Here is a 21,643-nt window from a genome sequence, read left to right as displayed (position 1 = left end):
AAAAGAAAGTTCACTTCAAAAGAATCTGGTGTCGATAGCTATAGGGTACCACCTGTTCCCATACCGAACACAGTAGTTAAGCCTATACACGCCGAAAGTACTTGGATGGAAACGTCCTGGGAGGTTAGGTAGATGCCAGTTTTGTTTAGCACTCACTTTGGTGAGTGCTTTTTTCATTTCTTTAGATATAAAAATATACATAATACAATAAAGTAAAGAGCAGGAAGTTAACTTTTTAATGACGAAGTTTTATAAATTCTTAGTTTTGATTTATTATTTGGAGTTGATGTAGATGTCCATTTTAAGTGAAATAATGACAGCAAATGAGTATTTTACTACTCATTTACCTAAAAGTTATTCTGAAAAAAAAGAGAATAATGAAAAATTACCAAAACGACATATGGCTATTGTTACATGTATGGATACCCGTTTAGTAGAATTTTTGGAACCTGCACTTGGAGTTAGTCGTGGTGAGGCCAAAATTATTAAAAATGCAGGCAATACAGTAACAGGAACGTTTGAAGCTACAATACGCAGTCTAGTTGTAAGTATATTTGAGTTAGGAGTTAAAGAGATATTTGTTATTGGTCACCATGACTGTGGCGTTGCGAATACAAATTCAAAAGAACTGATTCAGAAAATGCTTGAGCGCGGTATTGCAAAAGAAGCAATTCAAATGATTCAAAGTGAATTAGAAAGATGGATTGATGATTTTCAAGATCCTTTGCAAAATATACAAACCGTTGTAGCAAAAATAAAAACCAATCCTTTAATACCAAAGGATATTGCAATTCATGGTTTAATTTTTGATCCTAAAACAGGAAAAGTTGATATTGTTGTTGATGGATATGAAAGTATAGGTAAATAAAGCAGGGCGATAAAATAAAAGTAAAGGATATTTATACCTTTACTTTTATTTTTTTAGTAATGAAAAATAATTTCAAAAATTCTATTTTTAAAGTATTTTTGTGAAAAGATAGAGTAATATAGTATAATTATATTTACAGATGATTTTAAGCTCTAGATGTCTAAATAAAATAGAAGGTATAGAGCTGTTTATATATAAAAATCAAAAGGGGGCTTTTATGGAATTTATATTTTTAGTTTCAGCTATCGTTATTATCCTTTGTATTGCATCTAGTGGAATTTCAAACAAATATGGAGTACCTTCACTATTAATTTTTATTTTTCTTGGAATGCTATTTGGCTCAGATGGTATTTTTAAAATTCATTTCGATAATTATGTATTTGCAGAGCGTATTTGCTCTTTTGCATTGATTTTTATTATGTTTTATGGAGGCTTCGTAACCAATTGGAAAATTGCAAGGCCGATTATAGGAAAAGCCGTGTGCCTTTCTACTCTTGGTGTTATTTTAACAGCAGCTTTAACAGGACTTTTTTGTTATTACGTTTTAGGATTTGATCTATTTGAAAGTTTTTTGCTAGGAGCTGTTATTAGTTCAACAGATGCTGCATCGGTATTTTCAATTTTACGTTCAAAAAAATTGAATTTAAAATATGGCACCGCTTCACTTCTAGAAGTGGAGAGTGGAAGTAATGATCCTGCCTCTTATATGCTTACGATGATAGCAATTATTATGATAGGCGGGGAGTCCCTAGGTAAATTAGGAATAATGGCCTTTAATCAAATCGTATTGGGGATTTTTTCAGGAGTTGTAATTTTTTTATTTGCAAAACTTATGCTAAAACGAGCTTCTTTTATGAAAGATGGATTAGATGCGATCTTTGTTTTTGCTATAGCTGTGGCGGCTTATGCTTTTCCACAAATAATTGGAGGGAATGGATATCTAAGTGCATATCTCGTAGGCCTTTTGCTGGGAAATAGTAAAATAAAGAATAAAACGGTATTGATTCATTTTTTTGATGGAATCACGGGTTTATCTCAGATTGCAATTTTCTTTTTGCTTGGATTACTAGCGTTTCCTTCGCAAATACCAGCAATATTCTTATCAGCGTTTTGTATAGCTATTTTCTTAACTTTTATTGCAAGACCAATTGCAATTTTTGCGATTTTAGGTCCAGCAGGATGCAATATTAGGCAGAGTCTTTTAGTATCGTGGGCAGGATTGCGTGGTGCTGCTTCTATTGTTTTTGCTATAATGGCTGTGAGTAGTGGTGTTGATACTAATAATGATGTTTTTCATATTGTATTTTGTATTGCTTTACTTTCAGTGGCTTTCCAGGGGACTTTACTTCCGTGGGTGTCAGAAAAATTAGATATGGTGGATAATCAGGATAATGTTCTTAAAACCTTTAATGATTATCAAGAAGATACAGAAATGCAATTAATTAAAACATATATCCCGGAAAGTCATCCGTGGATCGGAAAGTCAATTAGTGAGATAAAATTGATGATTGATATATTAGTTGTGATGATTAAAAGAGGCGATGAAACGATTATTCCCAAAGGTGACACTATAATTTTTGCTGGTGATTTTCTAATTTTAAGTGGAGAAACTTATTACGATGATGGTAATGTTATGTTATCGGAAATAAAAATAGAGGAAGGACATCCTTGGCTGAATAAAACGCTAAGAGAACTAGAACTTCCTGAGGAGACTTTAGTGATGATTATTAAGCGCGCAGATGGGGCGACAATTATTCCTAAAGGGAAAAATCGCATTAAAGAAGGCGATATTTTGGTATTAAGCGGATATGAGTCTTAAAAAAATAGCAGGAGAAATTTTCTCCTGCTATTTATAAAGCCAATTAACGTTGTTTACGGGAAAGTAATTTAATTACGCGAGCACCTGTGTTCCGAATACGTCTAAAGGGAGCTACACTTACTTTGATTTTTGGTTTCATATCTTTAATTGCACCAAAATCACCGCGTTTTAAAAAAGTTGTTTTTGTTTTTTCTGGTTTTAAAAAGCTTTTAATTGTTGCCACTATTTTTTCTGGACGGCTGTTGTCACTGCAATTGAATACATCTACAGCAGTATATCCTAAATCAGGATACGTATGAATACTAATATGACCTTCTTTTACCAATGCAATTGCATTTAGATTTTTATCATCAAGTAAATGAATAGAGGAGTCAATTAGTGTCATGTTTGCATCAGCAACGGTGATATCAATAATTTTTTTGATGAAATCTAAGTCGCTTAGATTCTTTGCTTTGCAACCATACATATCAACTGTTAGATGCCTTGCGATTAATTTCATGAAATGTCGCCCCTTTTGTTTGTTTAATAATCTTGTTGAGGCAAATTTCCTCAAATTAGCCCAGTTAATAAAAATATACTATTATACAATCTAATATTATAGATTGTATTTAAAAAAAAGTAAAGAATATTATCAAAGTACTAAGATACTTACTGTAAAAAAAAATTTTGGATATAGTTTGCTAAGATATGTTAAAATAGTAATATAAGTTTGAAATATATATTGGAGGGAGTTTTATTAATGAAAAATATAATGGAAGTTTTAAATATTAAATATCCGATTATTCAAGGTGGTATGGCTTGGATTTCAGAAGCTAAATTAGCTGCGGCCGTGTCAAATGCAGGAGGAGCTGGCATCATTGCTGCTGGTGGTAGAACTGCTGAATATATTCGTGAACAAATTCAATTAGCAAAAACTTTAACAGATAAGTCTTTTGGTGTAAATATACAATTGATGGCACCGAATAAAGATGAAATTGTAAGTGTCGTTTGTGAAGAAAAACCGGCCTTTGTTACATTGGGTGCAGGTAATCCAGTACCTTTCTTAGCAAAGTTTAAAGAAGCAGGTGTAAAAACGATTCCTGTTGTACCAAATGTGAAATTAGCAAAACGTGTTGAAGCAGCTGGTGCAGATGCAATTGTTGTAGAAGGTATGGAAGCGGGGGGGCATATTGGTGTACTTACTACAATGCCATTAATGACACAGGTAATTCCAGAGGTGAATATCCCAGTAATTGTAGCTGGAGGCTTTGGTGATGGACGGGGGCTAGCAGCAGCACTTACTATGGGAGCAGCTGGTGTACAAATGGGAACAAGATTCTTGCTAGCTGAAGAATGTGGAGTACATGCAAATGTTAAAGCAAAATTAATTGAAGCAGCTGATACAGATAGTATTGTAACCGGACAAACGATTGGACATGCTGTTCGCGGAGTAAAAAATAAGTTTTCTTTAAATTTTGTAGATTTAGAGAAAAAAGGAACATCAGAAGAAGAATTAATTAAACTAGCTACTGGAACAAATAGACTTGCTGCTGTAGATGGCGATGTAGAAAATGGTATGGTTCAAGCAGGGCAAACTTTATTACCATTGAAAAAGGTTGAACCGGCTAAAGTAATTATTGATACAATTATTGCCGAAGCAAAAGAAACGTTGGCAAAAGCGCAAAAAATTCAATTATGATAAAGTGAGATTTGATTCTGGTGAAGGTTTAAATCTCTCAAATCTTAACTTTAAATAGAAATAAAAAAGCAAGAGTTCAAAATAACTCTTGCTTTTTGCTTGCAAAAAATATTTTATTAATATATTATACTAAATAGTAATATTCTTATTTAGTAAGTATGGAGGCAAATAATGGGGAGAAAACTTTTAAGTGTTTTTATTGGCATAATGGTTATGTCATTATTTTTTATCGGCTGCGCAGGAAATAAAACTGTAGAGCAAAGTAAAGAGGGAAAGTATCGTGTTGTGACTTCATTTTATCCGATGTATATTACAGCTTTAAATGTGACTAAAGGCATTGAAGGCGTGGAAGTAATTAATATGACAAAACCACAAACAGGTTGTCTACATGATTATCAACTGACGCCCGAAGATGTAAAGACATTAGATAAGGCCGATGTTTTTATTATCAATGGGGCAGGGATGGAGTCCTTTATGGAAAAGGTAATCAACGGCCGTAAAAATTTACATATTATTGATGCAAGCCGAGGGATTGAGTTGCTAAAAGACTCAAGTGGTGAGGAGAATCCCCATGTTTGGGTTAGTGTAAGCGATGCTATAGAGCAAGTAAATAATATTGCTAGCCAGTTAGCCCAATTGGATGGAAAGCATGCTGAGCAATACAAGGAGAATGCAAAAACATATATAGATAAACTAGAGCAATTGAAACGCGAAATGCATGACGAGATAGATTCTTCCGAGAATAAAAATATTGTAACTTTTCATGAAGCTTTCCCTTATTTTGCAAAAGAGTTCAATCTCAACATTGTTTCAGTTATTGAACGTGAACCAGGAACAGAACCATCACCTAAAGAATTAGAGACAACGATTAAGCAGATAAAAGATTTGCATATTAAAGCATTATTTGCGGAACCGCAATATCCGGCCGGTTCGGCTGATACAATTGCAAAAGAAACTGGTGCAAAGGTGTACACGCTTGATCCTGTGGTAAGTGGAGAGGCAAATAGTAATGCAGCAGATGATTATATTAATATAATGAAGAACAACGCTAAAGTCTTAAAAGAGGCGTTAAACTGATTGTAGAAGAGAGATTGATTAAGAGTTAAATGTTTCTATTTTAGATTTTTACTAGCAGCCAAGTAACTACGGCTGCTAGTTTTTTTGTATAAAGAAAATCCTACGTTAAGCGTGCAGTTCGGAAAGAGTAAAGCTATAAGTAGAAAAAGAAAGCTCTTCAACCTCAATAAAAACGGTTACAAGAATCGTAAAATTTAAAAAAGAATGAATATCCCAAATAGAGAAAGAGCCAGAGAATAATGCCTAAAGTATAGCCATTTGTACTTGCATGTTTAAACATGTTAAAATAATAGTAGTTTTCATTGAAAGGGGCGCATCTATACTTTTCAATGGAATGTAATCAGCAAACGGTTGCCGATTTTAAATGAATTGTATGTTTAACCATGTATGGGGGAAAATGAATGTTATCCTAATATCATCTGAATGAAATGTTCATCAAAGCAATAGCTGATGGAATAGTCCGTATTTTAATGATGAATATCTACTTTATTAGTACTTTTAAGGGGGAGCAAATGTATAAAGATTTAGTTAATCTCAATCGCAAAAGCAGAGTCGAGAATGAATTGTCTATAATGACACAGTCGATTGTCTGTGAACTTGCTGAAACGAATAAAAAAATAGGTTTTTCTGCGAATGAGATTGCTATTCGATTGAAACTTGTTCGAAGCAATGTCAGCAAAGAATTGAATTGTCTATTGGGAGAAAATAAGGCAATTAAGATTTCTGGAAAACCGGTTCTGTATTTAGCGACAGAGGTTTTGCAAAAAACTTATGGCAATGTTTTGAACCAAAGTGTCTTTCAGAGTATTTCTCAATTGCAGCAATGCTTGTGTCCAGATCAGGATGATACCCCGGCAGAAAAAGAGATTTCGCAAAATTTTTTACAATCCGATTTACAGCAGGTAAAACAAGAAAAAATAGAAAAAGAAATAAAACACCATGATCAGATTTTTGGAAATATCACTGGGGCTGAAGATGATTTGCAGTTACAGGTAAAGCAAGCTAAGGCTGCTATTTTATATCCACCCAATGGATTACATACGCTGATTATCGGACCGACGGGGAGCGGTAAGACGACATTTGCCGGGATTATGTATCGTTATGCGATTGATACAGGGAAAATGCCATCAACAGCATCTTATGTGATTTTCAATTGTGCTGATTATGCTGAAAATTCACAGTTGTTGATTTCACATTTATTTGGTCATGTAAAGGGAGCTTATACCGGGGCTGAACGAGAGCGCCGCGGCTTGATTGATCAGGCAGACGGCGGGATATTGTTTTTGGATGAGATACACCGTTTGCCACCGGAAGGGCAGGAAATGCTGTTTTCTTTGATTGACCGCGGAACGTATCGGCGGTTGGGGGAAGCTGAGGGGGTTCGAACGGCTAATGTTTTGATTATTGCAGCAACGACGGAGGATCCACAGTCTGCGATCTTAGGAACTTTCTTAAGGAGAATTCCTTTGGTCATTACGTTACCGGGCTTGAATGAGCGTAATCTCAAGGTACGGATGAAGCTGATTTGTCAGTTTTTTCGGGAAGAATCAGTAAAAATAAAAGTTCCTTTGATGGTTGCCAAAGAGGTGCTTAAAGTATTGCTTCTATACAAATGTCCGGGAAATATCGGACAGCTGCGTAATGATATTCAGTTGATTTGTGCGAATGCTTTTGTGGAATATATTACGAACCAGCAAAATGGTGTGCAGATAAAATTATCACAATTATCGCAAAATTTAAAAGAAGGTTTTTTTGCAATTGATGAAAAAAGACAGGAGCTTATGCAAAACTTCAATTTGAATGATTGTGAAACGATAATATTTGATGGAATGAAGGATGGGTTAACGGAAAGCCTACACAATGTATTATTGTATGATGAATATCAGACGGGAGAAGATTTCTACGATTTGATTTTAGAAAGTGCGCAAAAACTATATAAAGAGGGTTTAGAAGTAGATCAGATCAAGGATAATATAGCAGGGCAGGTCCAAAAGAGAATGTATCAATCGGTACCGAAAGCCCGCGCGAACAATCTCCACGTAGATAAAGAGGTTTTATCCAAGATTGCAACGCCGGAAATCGTTCGCATTATTGAAGAGGAACTGGAAAAAGCCAATGCTGTATTTGGCAGAATTCTTGATGCTAAGATGGTCTACAGCTTGGCGCTTCATATGGAAACTTTGATTGAACGTCTGCGTCAGGGGGAAGTTAGGATTTATCCTAACAGTATCAAGGTAAGTAGCGACCACCCGGAAGAATATCGTGTAGCGATGCAGATCAAAGTTCGGGTCGAAAAAGCATTGAATGTGATTATTCCAAGTGATGAAGCGGCATTTATTGCTATGGCTTTGTATTCAATGAATATAAAAAAAGAAGGGAATATTCAAATATTAGTCCTGTCGCATGGAATTTCGACGGCGACCAATATGGTTGAAGTTGCCAAGATGCTGCTCGGATACGATTGTTTACATGCTTTAGATATGCCGATGGAAGAAAAGGTTACGGTTACTTTGAATAAGGCAGTGGAGCTTGTCAAGCGAATTAACACGGGCGGCGGAGTTTTGCTTCTGGTCGATATGGGATCATTAACGACTTTTTCCGAAGTTATCACTAGTCGCACGGGGATACCGACGAGAACTATCCGCATGGTTAGTACACCGATGGTAATAGAAGCGGCGAGAAAAGCGATGATGACAAATATGACATTGGAGGAGCTTGAGGAAAGTGTAATTACAATGAGTGGTTTTATCGGTGGACGTGTAAAGGTTGCCGTGGAAGAGGAGATTCAGTTTGAGCCGTTAAAGGCTCAAACGATGAGTTATTCGCATGGGATCATCACGATGCTAGAAGATGTATTGGCATTTCTTAATGTAAAAAAGGCTTGTCGGGTGCTCGACGAAGTCTTGGACAAGATTGCCGCTGACTGCAATTTCATCGTAGATGATACGATTCATTTAAAATTTTTGTTCCATTGTTCGTGCATGATTGAGCGTTTAGTGCGAAAAGAACCTTTGCCGTATAAAAAGTTTGCCCGAATTAAGGAAGAACATCAAACCGTTTTTCAATTTGTGGAACAGAACTTTGAAGTTGTAGAGGAGATTTTTGGAATTTTGATTCCGGAAACAGAGATTGCCTATATTGTAGAGATGCTAAATACACATTTCTATCATACTGGCATAGATGACAGTATTTTGAAGCTGAAAAAATAGATAAGGATATCAAAAAACGAGTTGAATTCGTATGGATTCAACTCGTTTTTTGATATAGATTTCGATACACATGTTGATACAGATAAAAGAAGATTTGGTTGATACACATAAAAAATCCATGATGATGAAAAAAATATTCTGCGGATAAAAATAAAAAATTATAACTGTTTTTAGCGAAACAGCATGTCATACAAGGAGCGGCAAGCGAAGCAAAACACTTTGATACACATTCCCGATGTGTATTGGCATGATACTTGCATTAATTAATAGGTGTAAAGAGAAAGCTACTGATAAAACAGGGGATAGAGAAGCGAGGTGATAAGATGATTGGGATATTGTTATTAACACATGAAAATTTCGGAGCAGCGATGTTAAAGAGTGCCGAACTGATTGTCGGAGGTTTGGAGCAAGTCAGGGCGATTGGGTTGAATAGGGGCGATGATATCACTGTGTTTTCCGAACGGGTGAGAGATGCAATTGAAAGCATGGATACAGGTGATGGCGTATTGGTTTTTGTTGATTTATTTGGTGCAAGTCCATATAATGCTACAGCATTAGTAAGCACCGGCATTGAGCAAAAATTTCGCTGTGTAGCGGGCATCAGTTTTCCAATGGTTTTAGAAGCACTTACAATGCGGGAATCTTGTCCGCTTAACGAGCTTACGGATAATTGTATGAATGCAGGCAAGGATGGAATCAAGGAATTATTTAGCGAAATGAATGCTTTATCAGAAGAAAAAATTAAAAAATAAACGTAAAGAAGGGTGAAAATTATGCTGAATATTGTATTGACTAGAATTGATGACCGCTTAATCCACGGACAGGTGGTTACGGCTTGGGCTAAAATCACGAAGGCAAATCGGATTATTGTAGTTGATGATGAAGTGGCAATGGATGAGTTTATGGTCAAAATCTTAAAGATGGCGGCGCCGAGGTCGTTTAAAATAGGAATTCATACTATCGCTGATGCAAGTGAAATATTAAAGGGTGAGGATACCGGTGAACGGGTTATTGTCTTGGTAAAAACACCAAAAACGATTGAGGCGTTGATTGAAAATAATGTAGAAATAAAAGAGTTGAATCTCGGCGGAATGGGGGCCATTCAGGGGAGAAAACAATTTTATCGCAATATCTCGATATCGGATGATGAAAGGGAATCCTTTAAATCGTTAGAGCGGCAAGGTATACATGTCTATGTACAGATTGTACCGGATGCTTCGGCAATGGATATCGGAAAATTACTGTAAACTGCTTTAACAAAAACGAGAAAGTAAAATCAAATATTGAGGGGGAAATAACGTGGAAATTTCAATTTTTCAGGCGGCATTAATCGGTTTCTTTTACTATCTCTCATGGAGTCCTTGGTGTACGTATGTTGGGTTCTTTACGTTGAACAGACCTTTATTGGCAGGTTTTATCACGGGGATTATACTAGGTCAGCCTTTAGAAGGAGCCTTAATCGGAGCTGGTATAAATGTGATTTATCTGGGCTTTATTTCAGCCGGCGGGGCGCAAATGGGAGATCCGTCATTTGCAGGATATGTTGGTACGGCTTTGGCTATTATTTCTAACTTAGATGTAAGTACAGCAATGGCAATCTCAGTTCCACTTGGAACGATTGCAACGGTGCTTTGGATTGCAAAGATGACAGTAAATTCGTTTTTCGTGCATTGGGCGGATAAAGAAGTTGAAAAAGGGAATCTCAATATGGTCGCATTCATTAATGTGGTTCCACCGCAGATTTTATTGTTTTTAGTTAGCTTCATTCCAGCAACTTTGGTTGTATACTATGGACCAAATGCAGTAAACGGAATGCTCAGTATTTTGACGGATAATGTTTTGCATGTATTCAACGTAATCGGAGCCATGCTTCCGGCACTTGGGATTGCAATGAACTTAAAGCTAATCGGGAATTCTTTTACGATGCCGTTCTTCGTTTTGGGGATTATTCTTTCGGTTCATTTCCAAATGGATATCGTTATCATTTCCATCATAGGGGCTGTTTTGGCATTGACAGTGAGTTCTTTACGAAATAATTCGAGCGGTGAAGCATAGAAAGTGGAGGAGGATGAAACATGGAAACGAACAATCTTTCAAAAAGTGATGTAATAAAATCATGGTTTAATTGGTTTATGTTTGCTCAGTCAAATTATAATTATGAAAGATTACAGGCAACCGCATTTGCCCACTCAATGCTGCCGGTAATCAAGAAATTATATAAGACAGCAGAGGAGCAAAAAGAAGGTGTTAAACGTCATTTATCTTTCTTTAATACGGAACCTATCTGCGGGTCGGTTATCCATGGGGTTACGGTTGCGATGGAAGAAGAACGAGCGAATGGCAAACCGATTAGTGATCAGGCTTTTAATGGGATTAAAACAGGGTTGATGGGACCTGTCGCCGGAATCGGCGATACGCTTACGCAGGGAGTAATTACTCCGATCATGCTGGCGATTTGTATCGGGATTACAAATAATAATAATATTGCCGGACCGATTATCTTCGTATTGGCACAGTTTTTCATTATGACAACGATTTCTTTCAGCTTGTGGATGAATGGCTATAAATATGGGCGCATAGCGGTAGAACAGATTATGGAAGGCGGCAAAATCAACCGTGTTATTGAAGGTGCATCTATTTTAGGTACACTTGTTATGGGCGGATTAGTAGGACGGTTTATCCCGCTGCAGTTTGCTGCTAATTTGGATTTGGGCGGTATGCAGTTTAATTTGCAGGCGGATTTATTGGATAAATTGATGCCGGGATTGATTCCGCTGGTATTGACTTTAGCTGTTCTCAAAATGGTAAAAGCAGGGGTGTCACCAATTAAACTGATGGGGATATTGATTGCCTTTGGTGCGATTACCGGTATTTTAGGTATCTTCTAATAGATAAGGAGAGGTGATTGAATTATGCAATTGACCTTGGATAATATAGATGCGTTAAAGATTACGGATTATATCGGTGGGGAACTTTCTTGCGCCTGTGGTAAACCTCATTCGATTCAGATGGACAAGATTGTCATTGAAGAAGGCGCAGTGAATAAAACGGCGCAGGTACTCGAAGAACTCGGGTATAAAAAAGCACTGCTCGTTGCCGATGCAAACACATGGAAGGCTTGTGGACAGCTGGTTGCCATGGTCTTGAAAAAGAAAGATTTTCCGTTTAAAACCTGCATTTTTGCTGAAAGTTCGGATGATTTGGTACCAGATGAAGCGGCAACTGGAAAAATATTTATTCAAGCAGACGCAGATGTAGATGTTATTTTGACGGTAGGTTCAGGTGTATTAAATGATTTAGGTAAATTTGTAAGTTGTAAGTTAAACATTGATACGGTAATCGTAGCGACCGCGCCTTCAATGGATGGATTTGCTTCAACGGGAGCTGCGCTGATTGTTGGAGATTTAAAAACTTCTTATCAGGCTGTTTGCCCGCGTGCGATTATTGGCGATGTAGATATTTTGAGAAATGCACCAATGCCAATGATTATCGCCGGCTGGAGTGATATCATCGGCAAATATTCAGCGTTGGCTGATTGGAAGATTAGCCAGATTATTAATAATGAATTTTACTGCGATGTCACAGTAAAGATGGTAAAAAAATCAATAAAGACTTGTATGGACAATATTGAAAAAATAAAACAACGGGATGCTGTGGCGATTAAGAACTTGATGGAGGGACTGGTATTAACGGGAATTGCCATGAGCTTTGTCGGCATATCGCGACCGGCATCGGGGTCGGAGCATCACTTAGCACATTATTGGGAAATGCAGTTCCTTTTCGCGCATAAAAAGGCGATTTTCCATGGAACTAAGGTCGGTATTGGAACGGCGATTACGACTCGGCTGTATGAACTGCTTCGTGATGCGGATGTAGACTTTGTGCAGGCAGCTCAAAAAGCTAAAGCGTTTGATGTAGCCAAGTGGAAGGCGGATGTCGAAACATATTATCGTCAATGCAGTCCGGAAATTTTAGCATTGAGCGAAAAAGATGGGCGAAATTCATTGACGAATCGGTTGGAACGTCTACAAACGATTGAAAAGCATTGGCAAGAAATCCATGAAGTATGTACTGATATTGTGTCCTCTGAAAAGATTAAGGAAATTTTGTATAGTGCCAATGCTCCAGTCAATCCGCAGGATGTTGGGATTGATTGTAAGATGGCAGTAGATGCCATTCGTATGGCAAAAGAAGTTCGGAACCGGTATACGATTCTGGGGCTGTTGGCAGATTTAGGGATGCTTGATCAATTTTCTGAGCAAATTGGCAAGGAATTAAAATAAAGTAGACTTGATTTAGGTGGAGTTTTCACTCCACCTAAATCTTAGCCGACCTTATCCAGTCGCTTAGCTGCTTGCTTGTGCTCTGAAGTTACTCCCACTTATAGAAGTTGGAAGTCTGTAAAGCCACGAACCCAAATCTTTGATTTTGTGTGAATCGCTTATTTCGATAAATGAGCAGGATCAAATTGGCGTGGTATTTAAAAAACGGAAAAAGGGGTGTAGAGCCTTTATGAAGAGTATTGGAGAAATTAAGGCTTTTTTATTGGATATGGATGGCACGATCAATCTTGGACAGAGTTTGCTGCCTGGAGCAAAAGAGTTCATCGACTATTTAAAAGAGAGTGGTCGGGAATATCTGTTTCTTACGAATAATTCCTCTAAGGACAGCGCGCATTATGTGAAAAAAATGCGTCATTTAGGAATTAAGTGCGATGTTGAAAATATATTGACATCAGGGGATGCTACCATCAGCTATCTTTACAGCCTAAAGCCAAAGGCGAGAGTCTTTCTTATGGGAACTCCGGAGCTGGAAATGGAGTTTAAAAAATATGGCTTTGTTTTGACTGATAAAAATCCGGATTTTGTAATTTTGGGTTTTGATATGACGCTGACTTATGAAAAGATTGTTAAAGGTTGTAATTTCATCCGTCAAGGGGTCACCTATATTGCGACGCATCCGGATTTCAACTGTCCGGTAGAAAATGGCTATATTCCCGATACGGGAGCGATGATGGAGCTCATCAAGGCTTCTACCGGGAAAATGCCGCAGGTCATCGGCAAGCCGAATAAGGAAATCATTGAAAGTGCATTTCGAAAAATGAAGCAGCATAATCGAGATGAAGTTGCTATGGTTGGCGACAGAGTTTACACGGACATCAAGACCGGTGAAAATGCGGGAATTACTTCTATTTTGGTTTTGTCTGGGGAATCGACGGTTGAGGATCTTGATAAATATGGAGTTAAGGCAAATTTTATTTTCGATGGTGTAGGGGATATCTGCAAACAATTAAAAGAATACGATGCTCTGGGAAAATAAACAGGGTGAAAAATGTGCTGCCGGTCATTTATTCGATCGGCAGCACATTTTGAAGGGGGAGTTTATATGTTCGATTATCAAATAGAGAGAAATAAAGAACAGGATATAAAAGCGGTGAATGCTATTCGAATACTGGCTGCTGACAGCGTGCAAAAAGCAAAATCGGGACATCCGGGAATGGTGCTTGGCAGTGCTTCCATGGCATATGAGCTGTGGGGGTATCATATGAAACACAATCCGAAGAATCCAAAATGGGAGAACCGAGATCGTTTTGTACTTTCTGCCGGACATGGTTCGATGCTCTTGTATTCATTGCTACACCTGTTTGGCTATGGGCTGCAAATCGAAGATTTAAAAAAGTTTCGTCAGGATGGTTCCCTTACTCCGGGGCATCCGGAATATGGACATACGGTTGGCGTCGAAGCGACGACCGGACCGCTCGGTGCAGGAATGGGGATGGCCGTTGGTATGGCAATAGCGGAAGCACATTTGGCTGCCACGTTTAACAAAGCGGATTTTCCAATCGTAGATCACTATACTTTTGTGCTAGGCGGAGATGGTTGTATGATGGAAGGCATCTCATCAGAAGCATTTTCGCTTGCTGGAACTTTAGGACTCCACAAGCTAATCGTATTCTATGACAGTAATCGAATTTCAATCGAAGGCAGTACGGATATCGCTTTTACAGAAAATGTTCAAAAACGCATGGAAGCCTTTGGATTTCAGACAATTACCGTTGAAGATGGCAACGATCTCGAAGCAATCGGAGCTGCAATTGAAGCGGCAAAAGCAGATACGAAGCATCCATCCTTTATCACGGTAAAAACGCAGATTGGTTATGGCTGTCCGGTGAAACAAGGAAAATCTAGTGCTCATGGCGAACCGCTCGGCGAAGAAAACATCAAAGCCTTAAGAGAAAAGCTTGGCTGGAAAAGTCAAGAAGCCTTTTCTATACCGGAAGAGATATATGCGCGGTATCACTGCCTTGCGCAAAGCGGTGAACGAAAAGAAGCTGCATGGAACGAACTGTTTGCTGCCTATAGTGAGCAATATCCGGCAGAACAAGCACGCTGGAAAAAATATCATGGAGATGTTGATGCAAAAGCACTGCTCGAAGACAAGGAATTTTGGGCGTATGAAGAAAAGGAACAGGCGACAAGAAATCTATCGAGCATCATGATTAATCGCCTCAAAGAGCGGTTGGAAAATCTGATTGGCGGCAGTGCTGACCTCGCCCCATCAAATAAAAGTTATATGAAAGATGGAGGCGATTTTGGAAAAGAAAACTATAGGGGGCGTAACCTACATTTTGGCGTAAGAGAACTTGCTATGGCGGCAATCGGCAACGGCATTGCATTGCATGGTGGGCTGAAAACGTATATCGCGACCTTTTTTGTATTTAGCGACTATATGAAACCGATGGCTCGGCTGGCAGCATTGATGGAACTTCCCGTGGTCTATGTATTGACGCATGACAGCATTGGAGTCGGTGAAGATGGAGCAACTCATGAACCAATCGAACAACTGGCAATGCTGAGGGCTATGCCGAATTTCCAAGTATTTCGACCGGCAGATGCAACAGAAACAGCCGTGGGGTGGTATTTGGCAGTGACGAGTAAGAAGACGCCGACGGCATTGGTACTTACCCGGCAGAATCTGCCACAGCTTGCCGACAGTAGTCAAGAAGCATTGAAAGGTGCGTATATTATAGCTGATGCAAAAAAAGAGCAGGCCGATGGAATATTAATCGCCAGCGGATCGGAAGTGTCGTTGGCAATGGCGGCAAAAGCGGAATTGGAAAAGGAAAATATAGATGTGCGCGTTGTGAGTATGCCATGTATGGAGTTGTTTGAACAGCAGGACGAAGTTTACAAAGAAAAAATCCTTCCCCGAGGAATTCGAAGCAGGGTGGCAATTGAAACCGGAACTGATTTTGGATGGGGCAAATACACGGGAATTGATGGAGAAAACGTTACGATGCAGGGGTTCGGTGCATCAGCTCCGCCAGAGATATTGTTTAAAAAGTATGGATTTACGATAGAAAATGTTGTAAAAATCATGAAAAAGGTACATGATAAAAATAGAAAGCAAATATGATTTTGCAAAGTGAACTTAGCTTATAAACAAGGCTGTTTTGGTAGGAGTTTTAACTTCCATTAAAAGCAGACACGTAATCAAGGGGCTTACGAGGTCTTTACTTCCGTATGAAGAGGCGAGGATTATAAGCGATGAACAAAATTCTTGCGAACATAGTGTGAGCAGAAGAATTTGTGTGAATTGCCTAGTCTTTTAGTAGACTCCGTTAGTCATCGGATAAATGGCGGTGAGAAAATGGATAAAAAAACGATTCGAAAGATTGGGATACTGACCAGTGGCGGAGATGCTCCTGGGATGAATGCAGCGGTTCGTGCGGCGGTTCGTACCGCAATTGGTTTTGATATGGAAGTCATAGGAATAAAACGCGGTTATAACGGGCTGATTCATGGAGATTTTATTGCGTTGGATGCAGGTGCTGTCGGTGATATGATACAGCGTGGCGGAACGTTTCTTTATACAGCTCGCTGCATGGAATTCATGGAAGAAGCAGGTCAAAAGAAAGCCTTTGAAATGGCAAAGAAGCATGGAATTGAAGGAATAGTCGTTATCGGCGGTGATGGCTCTTTCCGCGGGGCAGAAAAACTTAGTGCAATGGGATTGCCGACCGTTGGGATTCCGGGAACAATTGATAATGATATCGTATGTACGGAATACACGATTGGCTATGACACAGCCTGCAATATCGGAATGGAAGCGATTGATCGGCTGCGTGATACGGCGCAGAGCCATGAAAAATGCAGCTTGATTGAAGTCATGGGGAGAAAAGCAGGTCATTTGGCGCTTGAAGTTGGAATTGCAGCCGGGGCGAGCGCAATATTAGTACCGGAAAAAGAATACGATATAAAGAATGAAATTTGCCGCAATATTACAGAGGGACAAAAAAAGGGGCGGACACATCATATCATTATCATGGCGGAAGGATGCAGAGATAAAGTCCAGGATGTTGCTGAAATAATAGAAAAAGAAACGGGGATTAGTACGCGCGTAACGGTTCTTGGTCACATCCAGCGCGGCGGAGCACCGACGGTAAGGGATCGAGTCGTAGCAACGCGGATGGGGTATTTTGCAGTTGAACTTTTACGCGCGGGACGGGGAAATCGGCTCGTAGCGATGAAAGGTAATGCGTTGACGGACTATAACATAAACGAAGGGCTCATGATGAAAAAGTCTATTGACGAAACATTATATACGATTTGCCAGACGGTTGCACGATAAGTGAAGATATAGGCATCGGACTTATTGTGACGTATATGGTCGTTGTCCAGTATAGTACGAAAAGAATGATTGAATTGATAAAGAATAGAGCTACTGATTAAGAGTCGGTAGCTCTATTCCTTTTATAAGAGAAAAAATAGAAAGAATAATATGACAATTACAAAATTTGTTCAGTAAAAGGAAAGTAATAAAAGTATAACTCTAAAAAGGTCCTGAATAAAAGGAGCGAGTTTCAATTGTGATTAATAGAAGAGAGTTGCAAAAACGGTTTCTATTTATGAATTAAAACAGATAAATATGGAAATAATTGATATTATTATCATGACTATTTTGACCTGTATGAAATTTATAGGAGAAGACGAAAATCAGAGTAAAATGGGGTAATAATTATGTTGACCGGATTTTTAGGAATTGATTCAATAAGAGTGAATGTAGATTGTAAAGATTGGAAGGGAGCAGTAAAAGAAGGATGCGAGTTACTTCTAAAAAAAGGATATATAGAATCAAGCTATGAAGAAGCCATTATAAAAAATCATATGACAATTGGTCCTTATATGGTAGTTGCTCCACAAATTATGCTTGCGCATGCTAGACCAGAAGATGGGGCAAAAGAAATCTCATTAAGTCTAATTACTTTAAAAAATGCAATTGTTTTTGGCAATGAAACGAATGATCCGGTAAAACTGATTATTACATTGGCAACAACGAACGGTCAAGAACATTTAAAACTTTTAGAGTCTCTAATGGAACTATTATCTAATGAAGCTGATGTAAAAAACATCATGCAGGCGCAGACCGTTAGTGAAGTTGAGTCCATAATAAAAAAATACAAATGAATTTATCTTATCAAAGGACTAAGGCGTTCTAAGAATAAATGAAGTTAAGCGCGACTAAGTCTATAGATAAGGTAGATGAAGTTAAAACAAATTTTACTTTGTGAGGAGGATATGAAATGAAGATTTTAGTGTGTTGTGGCAGTGGGTTGGGAAGTAGTTTTATGATTGAAATGAATATCAAAAAGGTATTAAAAGAACTTGGTTTGGAAGCTACAGTCGAGCATTCAGATTTATCGTCAGCAGCAGGAATTAAGGCTGATATTTATGTCGGAACGCGTGATATTGCATCACAATTAACTTCTCTGGGCGGTAAAGTAATTTCATTAAATAGCATGATCGATAAAAATGAATTAAAAGAAAAAATCGCCCAAGCATTCGAGTAAAAGAAAAGGAAAAGCATGAAATAGAATAAGAGATGGGGGAAAGAATATGTTGCAATTTATTTTGGATATTTTAAGTGTTCCGGCAATTTTAGTTGGTCTAATTTCCATGATAGGTTTAATTGCTTTAAAAAAGAGTGGAGCAGATATCATTAAAGGAACAGTCAAGACAATTCTTGGATTTTTAATTCTTGGTGGTGGTGCTGGAATTGTTGTTGATGCTTTATCAAGTTTTGGGGCAATGTTTCAAGAAGGGTTTAATATAAATGGGGTAGTGCCCCATAATGAAGCAATTGTAGCGATGGCATTAAAAACATATGGTACTCAAACTGCACTTATTATGGCATTTGGTATGGTTGTTAATATTTTAATTGCTAGATTTACGTCGCTAAAATATATCTTTTTAACGGGGCATCATACGCTTTATATGGCTTGTATGATCGCATCTATTCTTGTCGTAGGTGGAGTAGAGGGAGTTTTGCTCGTAATTATTGGTTCGCTATTATTAGGTTTTATCATGGCATTTTTCCCGGCGATTGCACAACCGACAATGCGTAAAATAACTGGAGGCGACGATGTTGCATTTGGTCATTTCAGTACGGTAGGTTATGTGTTATCTGCTTGGATTGGTTCACTTGTTGGAAATAAAGAAAAAACTACAGAGGATATTAATTTTCCACAAGGGTTAAGTTTTTTACGTGATTCATCTTTAGCAGTTTCTTTAGTTATGCTTGTCTTATATTTAATTGTGGCATTTGCTTCAGGCCCGGCTTATGTTGAAAAAGAGTTAAGTGGCGGGCAGCATTTTATTGTTTTTTCAATTTTACAAGCGATTACATTCGCCGGTGGTGTATATATCATTTTAGCAGGGGTGAGACTTGTTTTGGCAGAAATTATTCCGGCTTTTAGTGGGATTGCAACTACTTTAGTTCCTGATGCTAAACCTGCAATAGATTGCCCAGTTGTATATCCATATGCGCCTAATGCTGTGTTGATTGGTTTCTTATCAAGTTTCGTTGGTGGCGTGGTAGGAATGTTAGTTTTACTTATGATTGATAGATCTATTCCAGGTTTGCCAATTATTTTACCGGGTGTGGTACCACATTTCTTCTGCGGGGCAACGGCTGGTGTATTTGGTAACGCTACTGGTGGATTGAAAGGCGCAATCAGTGGGGCTTTTGTGCAAGGTTTATTGATTACGTTCCTACCTGTATTATTGATGCCGGTACTTGGAGATTTAGGTTTTGCAAATACAACGTTTAGTGATGCTGACTTTGGTGTAGTTGGTATCTTGTTAGGTAATGTACTACAACTCTTTAGATAAATTATCTGCTCTCCTCATTCTCATAAGGGAGAGTCTTATTTTTAGATGAGGTGAAGAAAACGTGGACTTAGAAAAATTACAGAGGCTAGCAAAAAAAGTTCGGATTGATATCATTGAAATGTTGAAAACTGCTAAAACGGGGCATCCAGGAGGGGCATTATCTTTAGTAGAAATCTTAATAATTTTGTATTTTGTAAAAATGCACATTGATCCAAGGCGTCCGCAATTAGATGATCGCGATAGATTTATTTTATCTAAGGGGCACGGAGCACCAGCTTTATATGCTATATTAGCTGAACGTGGTTTTTTCCCAGTTTCTGAACTAGGCACATTAAGACAGTATAAATCACGACTGCAAGGTCATCCAGATTTAAAATCGACACCGGGAGTTGATATGTCATCTGGCTCTTTAGGACAGGGATTATCAATTGCGAATGGGATGGCAATGGCAGCAAAATTAAAAAAAGAGAAACATCATACGTATGTAATTTTAGGTGATGGTGAACTGCAAGAAGGGCAAATTTGGGAGGCAGTAATGACTGCTGCACATTATAAATTGGATAACTTAACCGCTATTGTTGACTATAATGGATTGCAGATTAATGGAAGAAATGAAGATGTAATAAATATCGCACCGATTGGAGATAAGTTTAAAACTTTTGGCTGGAATGTAATTGAAATCGATGGACATGATCTCTTAGCGATTAGCAAGGCAATTGATACAGCAAAGGAATGTATGGATAAATCCACAGTTATCGTTGCCAAAACAGTAAAAGGTAAGGGGATATCTTTTATGGAAAATGTGCTTAAATGGCATGGAACCACGCCTAATGAAGCGGAATGCAATTTAGCATTAGTTGAGTTAGGAGGAGATAGAAAATGAGTTTAGCGTTAAGAGAAATTTTGGGGAGGACATTACAAGAATTAAAAGATGATGATAGAATTGTTGTACTAGATGCAGATTTAGGAAAAGCGACAAAAGCAGATAGTTTTGCTAAAGTTTGTCCAGAGCGATATATTGATGTAGGCATTGCAGAGCAGGATATGGTTGGAATGGCGGCAGGTCTTGCAGCCGGAGGGATGATTCCGATTGCAACAAGTTTTTCAGTATTTGTTACAGGAAGAGCATTTGATCAAATTCGCAATACTGTATGTTATGCAAATTTAAATGTAAAGCTAGTGGGGACGCATTCTGGGGTTACTGTTGGATATGATGGCGGAACGCATCAAGCTATTGAGGATTTGGCAATCATGCGTAGTTTGCCGAATATGACGGTACTTTGCCCATCTGATGAAGTTGAGACCAGGGCGGCAATTTTCGCGGCTATTGAACATAAAGGTCCTGTGTATTTAAGAATAAGCCGTGTTGCAACAGGAACAGTTCATGATAAAGAATATACTTTTAAAATAGGTAAAGGAGAAATATTAAAACAAGGAAATGATGTAGCGATTATCGCTACGGGAATTATGGTAGTAAAAGCGATAGAAGCAGGAAAGCAATTGGCGGCAGATGGGATTGAAGCTATGGTAGTGAATATGCCAAGTATTAAGCCGATTGATAAAGAGTTATTGATTGAAGTTGCAAAAAGAACGGGAAAAATAGTTACGGCAGAAGAGCATACGGTTATAGGAGGTTTGGGATCAGCGGTAAGTGAAGCTCTATCTGAGTATCAGCCAACACAAATGCGGTATGTAGGTGTTAAAGATAAATTCGGCTGTTCTGGCAGTCCGGAAGATTTACTTACGAATTATCATTTGCAAGAGATTGATATTATACATGCAGTAAAAGATATAATAAAATAAAAAAATACGTCTCTTATT

Annotated in this window: 19 protein-coding genes and 1 rRNA gene; 19 read left to right on the top strand and 1 reads right to left on the bottom strand. The window is 38.2% G+C overall.

Translation table 11 applies throughout. The annotated features are described in order from the left end of the window. The first annotated feature begins 24 nt into the window (after positions 1-24). The 3 genes from rrf (at position 25) to ACWZFG_RS05880 (ending at position 2,687) form a co-directional block, all read left to right on the top strand. Positions 25-141: ribosomal RNA gene (rrf, locus tag ACWZFG_RS05890) — 5S ribosomal RNA — on the top strand. Between the two features lie 151 nt (positions 142-292). After that, positions 293-868, top strand: a complete 576-nt coding sequence (locus ACWZFG_RS05885; protein ID WP_177505653.1) for a beta-class carbonic anhydrase — start codon at positions 293-295, stop codon at positions 866-868. Positions 869-1,085: 217 nt separating this feature from the next. After that, the gene (locus tag ACWZFG_RS05880; RefSeq protein ID WP_455577236.1) at positions 1,086-2,687 is read left to right on the top strand and encodes a potassium/proton antiporter; all 1,602 of its coding nucleotides are present in this window, start codon (positions 1,086-1,088) and stop codon (positions 2,685-2,687) included. Positions 2,688-2,730: 43 nt separating this feature from the next. Here the strand turns inward: ACWZFG_RS05880 and speD are convergent, their stop codons facing one another. Continuing rightward, positions 2,731-3,186 (bottom strand): adenosylmethionine decarboxylase, encoded by a 456-nt coding sequence (gene speD / locus ACWZFG_RS05875; RefSeq protein WP_147670219.1) that lies wholly within the window; start codon positions 3,184-3,186, stop codon positions 2,731-2,733. 240 nt (positions 3,187-3,426) lie between these two features. Between speD and ACWZFG_RS05870 the strand changes: the two genes are divergently transcribed. From ACWZFG_RS05870 to ACWZFG_RS05795, 16 genes are all read left to right on the top strand, one after another. After that, on the top strand, positions 3,427-4,365 hold the full coding sequence (locus ACWZFG_RS05870; protein ID WP_147670220.1) for a nitronate monooxygenase: 939 nt from the start codon (positions 3,427-3,429) through the stop codon (positions 4,363-4,365). A gap of 171 nt (positions 4,366-4,536) precedes the next feature. Beyond that, a complete protein-coding gene (locus ACWZFG_RS05865) occupies positions 4,537-5,442 on the top strand; it encodes a metal ABC transporter substrate-binding protein (protein ID WP_455577235.1) in 906 nt (301 codons plus the stop codon). A 512-nt stretch (positions 5,443-5,954) separates the two neighbouring features. After that, the gene (locus tag ACWZFG_RS05860) at positions 5,955-8,651 is read left to right on the top strand and encodes a sigma 54-interacting transcriptional regulator (protein ID WP_177505656.1); all 2,697 of its coding nucleotides are present in this window, start codon (positions 5,955-5,957) and stop codon (positions 8,649-8,651) included. Positions 8,652-8,974: 323 nt separating this feature from the next. Beyond that, positions 8,975-9,403, top strand: a complete 429-nt coding sequence (locus ACWZFG_RS05855; RefSeq protein ID WP_177505657.1) for a PTS sugar transporter subunit IIA — start codon at positions 8,975-8,977, stop codon at positions 9,401-9,403. Between the two features lie 21 nt (positions 9,404-9,424). Continuing rightward, a complete protein-coding gene (locus tag ACWZFG_RS05850; RefSeq protein WP_177505658.1) occupies positions 9,425-9,898 on the top strand; it encodes a PTS system mannose/fructose/N-acetylgalactosamine-transporter subunit IIB in 474 nt (157 codons plus the stop codon). A 52-nt stretch (positions 9,899-9,950) separates the two neighbouring features. Further along, positions 9,951-10,706, top strand: coding sequence for a PTS mannose/fructose/sorbose/N-acetylgalactosamine transporter subunit IIC (locus ACWZFG_RS05845; RefSeq protein WP_177505659.1), 756 nt, complete (start codon positions 9,951-9,953; stop codon positions 10,704-10,706). 20 nt (positions 10,707-10,726) lie between these two features. Then, positions 10,727-11,539, top strand: coding sequence for a PTS system mannose/fructose/sorbose family transporter subunit IID (locus ACWZFG_RS05840; RefSeq protein ID WP_177505660.1), 813 nt, complete (start codon positions 10,727-10,729; stop codon positions 11,537-11,539). Between the two features lie 24 nt (positions 11,540-11,563). Next, positions 11,564-12,934 (top strand): iron-containing alcohol dehydrogenase, encoded by a 1,371-nt coding sequence (locus ACWZFG_RS05835; protein WP_177505661.1) that lies wholly within the window; start codon positions 11,564-11,566, stop codon positions 12,932-12,934. Positions 12,935-13,163: 229 nt separating this feature from the next. Beyond that, a complete protein-coding gene (locus tag ACWZFG_RS05830; protein WP_177505662.1) occupies positions 13,164-13,970 on the top strand; it encodes an HAD-IIA family hydrolase in 807 nt (268 codons plus the stop codon). Between the two features lie 66 nt (positions 13,971-14,036). Further along, entirely contained in the window at positions 14,037-16,067 is a 2,031-nt protein-coding gene (gene tkt, locus ACWZFG_RS05825; RefSeq protein ID WP_455577234.1) for a transketolase, read from the top strand. Positions 16,068-16,301: 234 nt separating this feature from the next. Continuing rightward, positions 16,302-17,282 (top strand): 6-phosphofructokinase, encoded by a 981-nt coding sequence (gene pfkA, locus ACWZFG_RS05820; protein ID WP_147670234.1) that lies wholly within the window; start codon positions 16,302-16,304, stop codon positions 17,280-17,282. A 389-nt stretch (positions 17,283-17,671) separates the two neighbouring features. Next, positions 17,672-18,118 carry a PTS sugar transporter subunit IIA gene (locus tag ACWZFG_RS05815; RefSeq protein ID WP_177505664.1) on the top strand — a complete coding sequence of 149 codons (447 nt, stop codon included), beginning with the start codon at positions 17,672-17,674 and terminating at the stop codon, positions 18,116-18,118. 116 nt (positions 18,119-18,234) lie between these two features. Next, positions 18,235-18,501: a PTS sugar transporter subunit IIB gene (locus ACWZFG_RS05810; protein ID WP_147670239.1), complete on the top strand. Its 267-nt coding sequence runs from the start codon at positions 18,235-18,237 to the stop codon at positions 18,499-18,501. A gap of 46 nt (positions 18,502-18,547) precedes the next feature. After that, a complete protein-coding gene (locus ACWZFG_RS05805) occupies positions 18,548-19,822 on the top strand; it encodes a PTS ascorbate transporter subunit IIC (RefSeq protein ID WP_418627499.1) in 1,275 nt (424 codons plus the stop codon). Positions 19,823-19,883: 61 nt separating this feature from the next. Continuing rightward, positions 19,884-20,705, top strand: coding sequence for a transketolase (locus ACWZFG_RS05800; RefSeq protein ID WP_455577233.1), 822 nt, complete (start codon positions 19,884-19,886; stop codon positions 20,703-20,705). After that, on the top strand, positions 20,702-21,625 hold the full coding sequence (locus tag ACWZFG_RS05795; protein WP_177505667.1) for a transketolase family protein: 924 nt from the start codon (positions 20,702-20,704) through the stop codon (positions 21,623-21,625). Before ACWZFG_RS05800 ends, ACWZFG_RS05795 begins: the two co-directional genes overlap by 4 nt. The last annotated feature ends 18 nt before the right edge of the window (positions 21,626-21,643 follow it).

It is taken from the genome of Anaerosinus sp. (assembly GCF_965318445.1).
The sequence above is the reverse complement of the archived record's forward strand: the minus strand, read 5'-3'. Positions and strand labels throughout refer to the sequence as shown.